Annotated in this window: 3 protein-coding genes and 1 pseudogene; 1 reads left to right on the top strand and 3 read right to left on the bottom strand. The window is 38.6% G+C overall.

Going from position 1 to position 4,025, the window contains the following annotated elements; all coding sequences use genetic code 11:
- Window positions 1–584: adenosylhomocysteinase (locus PX484_RS15345; protein ID WP_288104563.1), on the bottom strand; the 584-nt coding region annotated here is incomplete at its 3' end.
- Between the two features lie 242 nt (window positions 585–826).
- Here PX484_RS15345 and PX484_RS15340 point away from each other — a divergent pair.
- A pseudogene (locus tag PX484_RS15340) lies at window positions 827–1,144 on the top strand (helix-turn-helix domain-containing protein); the annotation flags it as partial.
- 75 nt (window positions 1,145–1,219) lie between these two features.
- On the opposite strand, the gene PX484_RS15335 reads toward PX484_RS15340, so the two are convergent.
- Window positions 1,220–2,569: a 2-succinylbenzoate--CoA ligase gene (locus tag PX484_RS15335; protein WP_287767485.1), complete on the bottom strand. Its 1,350-nt coding sequence runs from the start codon at window positions 2,567–2,569 to the stop codon at window positions 1,220–1,222.
- Entirely contained in the window at window positions 2,545–3,510 is a 966-nt protein-coding gene (locus tag PX484_RS15330) for an o-succinylbenzoate synthase (RefSeq protein WP_287668211.1), read from the bottom strand. The genes PX484_RS15335 and PX484_RS15330 overlap by 25 nt, the downstream gene beginning before the upstream one ends.
- Between the last annotated feature and the right edge of the window lie 515 nt (window positions 3,511–4,025).

Below are 4,025 nucleotides of genomic sequence, written 5' to 3'. Positions count from 1 at the left end.
CCGTAGCGATTATCAAAGAAATGCTTGGTTTCTGCGTCGTTAACGTTCATTGCGGGGAAGGATAACACCCCGGCTTTGAGCATGGCTTGCAAACGGACGATACCGGTGGTAGTTTCTTCGGTAGTACCGATAATGTCGGGTAATTGGTGACTTCTTTCTTTAACTAGGGTGGCTACTACATCACAACCATCATCGATGATAATCTGGGGTTTATGATCGAGGGCGATTTGAACGTGACGGTGATAGGTGTCGTTATCTTCCCCTTTGATTGCATAAACGGGGATGCCGTAATCAGCGACTAAACAAGCGGCCACATCATCCTGGGTGGAAAGGGGATTACTAGCAATTAGTAACGCATCGGCGCCACCGGCTTTTAGTGCGATTGCCAAATTAGCGGTTTCGGTGGTAACGTGACAGCAAGCGACTAAACGCAGTCCAGCAAAGGGTTTTTCGATGGCGTAACGTTCGGCTAATTGACGCAAAACTGGCATTTCCCGACCGGCCCATTCGATGCGCTGTTTGCCGATGGGGGCTAAACTAATATCTTTAATGTCGTATTTCTGTTGAACTGGTGTTGCTACCATAAGGGGTTTTCCTTAAATACAAGCCTTGGCTATTGGTTAATTTAACTTAACATTGTCCGGGGATTTTGGCCAATGTCAAGCTTTTCACTGGTTTTTTATATAGGAAAAAGTTATCAATCCCTCGCTGACCTATCCAGAACTCAGTACATTGTCTCTATTTTGGGTAATTATATAGTACAAATAAACTATTATGTAGCTCAATTAAGCTAGAAATCTCTATCTCTTGATGATAAGATGAACTGATAGGCGACAAACTGACAGGCATTAATCCCAAGATAATCCAGTGGGCAAGAGAAAGGGCGACATATTCTCTTGAGTCTGTGGCGGTCAAGTTTAAAAAAGATGTTTCTGTTATCGAGAAATGGGAGCCAGGAGAGGACTTTCCTGCTTATAGTCAATTGGAAAAGTTAGCAGAAATATATAAACGTCCTCTCGCTTTATTCTTTTTCCGAGAACCTCCCCTAGAAGCGGAGGAAAAACAAGAATTTAGAACTTTGCCAGACTTTGAAATCGAAAATTTGGCTGCCGATACTATCTATGCTTTACGACAAGCAAAAGCGTCGAGTTCGTTTTCATCCTTTAACTACCAGCATAGAAGACAGTGGTTATCTCATAACTCACCATTAAGATAACTGCTATAAGTATCGTCCGGGGTTTGACTCGGTGTCAAAACAAGTTTCAGCTAATTTAATTAAAGTGGTTCGATTAATCTTCCCTTGGAGACTTTTTGGTATCTCTGGTAATTTTATCCAATGTTTCGGCAGTTTATAATTGACTAATTTATCTTTAATCTGGGATTGAATAATTGTCTGGCATATCTGAGAGTTGACGGGTACATAAAAAGCCACAATTACCTGTCCCCATCGAGAATCTGGCAATCCTAAAACCACCACATCTTTAACTAAATTAGTTTGTCTAATGGCAGTTTCTACCTCAAAAGGATAAACATTTTCTCCTCCGGTAATTATTTTTTGACTATCGCGGCCAATGATATATAAATAACCACTTTCATCCAAGTAACCTAAATCATCGGTCTCGAAGTAGCTTGCTTGATTAAGATGGGGATAATAACCTAAAAATAAAGATTTCGCTTCAATAATAATTTTCTGGTTATCGGGATTAATTTTTATCTGAGCATGGGGTAATAGCTGTCCACTACTATTATTGCCTCGTCGAAAATCTTCTGGTTTAAGAGTGACAATTTGTGAGGCAGTTTCCGTCATTCCATAGGTGGGAGACAGAGGAATATTATATTCTCTAGCTTTTTCTAGTAAAGATGGCCATGCAGGGGAACCTCCTAGTAAAACTGTTTTAAAATTGGCTAACCATCGAGGATCATTTTCTAGAAAAAATTGTAATTGAGTGGGAACTAAGGAGATAAAATAATCTTGAAGATTGAGAGTATTTATGCGCTTTTGCTTGATTTTATGGTAAGGAATAACAGCAAAATATCCCCCTGTTAAAAAACTTCTTAGAAACTGCATTAAACCACTAACATGATATAAGGGCAGTAAGCAAAAAGAGTTAACCTGCTTGACTTGAAAATATTCAGAAAAACCTTTGACAGAAGCAGTTAAAGTTAACCAGTTATGGATAGCAAAGCGAATTTTTCCCGATGTTCCTCCCGTGGGTATCATCAGAGAATTAGTCCCAGGATTGACAGGAGGAGAATTATAGTTAAAAACCTTGATATTTTCGCCCAAAATATAATCGGGTTGCATCAGAGAGAAAACCTGTTGCCATTCGTTAGTTTTCCAGTCGGGATTAGCTAGAAATAGGCAACTTTTGGCACTGACGGCAGCCAAGAATATCGCTAAGAATTTAATGGGATTGCCTTCGGACAGAAGTATAGTTAATCGAGGATTATCTGCGGCGATAAATTGCCGAGAATAGGAATGATATAATTGATAAAATTTCTGGCTATTGTATCCATATAACCAATCTTTTTGACTGAGATATGCTAATTGTTTGCTGATGTCTTCCACAGTTTTTCTAACCAATCGGGGTCACTATTATTAAACCATTGTTGCACACCAAAACCTAAAGCCCGCTCCTTTCTGGGGTATTCTTGGGCTAGACGTAAAGCGGATTTTCTGCCGATATTAGTTTCTAAAACGGAGGAAAATACTAAATCTAAGGGATATTTTCCCCAGAGATTTCTTAACCCTTGTATTGAACCAGTAATAGCAGGTTTAATCACAAAAATTCCCCGCCATCCCTGTTGATAACATTCCTCTATTTGTCGAAGATTGGCCACCGATTCATCTAAAGCAATCCCCGTGGTAAAATCTTGACTTAATTGCAACATTTCCGCTAATTGAGATGGGGGTAAAGGTTGTTCGATAAATTCAATTATTTTAGATTCATCGGCAATTTTTAACCAGATTCTACTGTCAGTAATACTTAATCCCCCATTGGCATCTAAACGCAATTTAATTTCCCTGGGTAATCGGGTAATTAATTTTTCAAATAAGTTTAACTCTTGCTTGAGAGAATTGACTCCAATTTTCCATTTATAAGTATTAGTTTGATTGGCGGCTAAAATATCATCCAGACAGGGAAATACTGCCGCACCAGTGGGCAATAAATAACTATAATTTTTCGGTTCTAATTCTATTGATTGATTTTCTATACTTAAATCTTCTAAAGCTGATTCAAAGGCAAATTGACAAGCGGGAAATTGTTCAGGAATAGAAAAAATTGAATTTATTGATAGGGGATTTTCGAGACTTTGACAAAATAATATTGCTGCCGATAATGTTTCCGAACCAAATTCAGGTAAAGGAGCAATTTCTCCCCATCCAATACGTCCATCTTCAGCTTCTAAGCGAATAATAATTCCTTCCCTAATTTGCCATAGTCTGTGATGGGTTTGTAGGGGACGCAGCAAAGGACGCTGATAAACACGAAATTGCCAGAAATACATGATTAACTATAAGTAGTCGTGAAAAATTAATTTTCTAGTTGAGATAGGAGACCTTTTAGTGTTCAGTAATCAGTGAAAGGCTGCAGCTCAATTTTATAGAAATATCTATATCATATTTTGGGCTTGTAAGTAAGTAATCTCAATTAATTGTTAGGGAGGCACAATTATTTTTAGGATGAGTTAGCGGTAGCTTAACATGAGCAGGCGTTGGGTTTCATGCTTCAAACCAACCTACGTTCTTTATAGAGTTTGTCAGCGAAACGTTTTTTGTCTTAAAGTCCAGACAACAGGTTTCTCCGAGAAACCCGTTTTCTAGGTATTGACGGTTGTTGGGTTCATGAGCTGCCTAACGCACCCTACAAGCTGTATTAAGATTAAACTAATACAAGTATATCAGAGGCGGTAAGAGTGGGTTTAGAACTAAGAGTTGCAATTTGAATGGCTGCTATTGTACCTGTCCCGTCCCCATCAAAAAATAGGTCTCCAGTAATTGTATTATAAATTAAGCGATTGCT

It is taken from the genome of Microcystis sp. M49636_WE2 (assembly GCF_030065375.1).
GTDB classification, from domain to species: Bacteria; Cyanobacteriota; Cyanobacteriia; order Cyanobacteriales; family Microcystaceae; genus Microcystis; species Microcystis aeruginosa_C.
The sequence above is the reverse complement of the archived record's forward strand: the minus strand, read 5'-3'. Positions and strand labels throughout refer to the sequence as shown.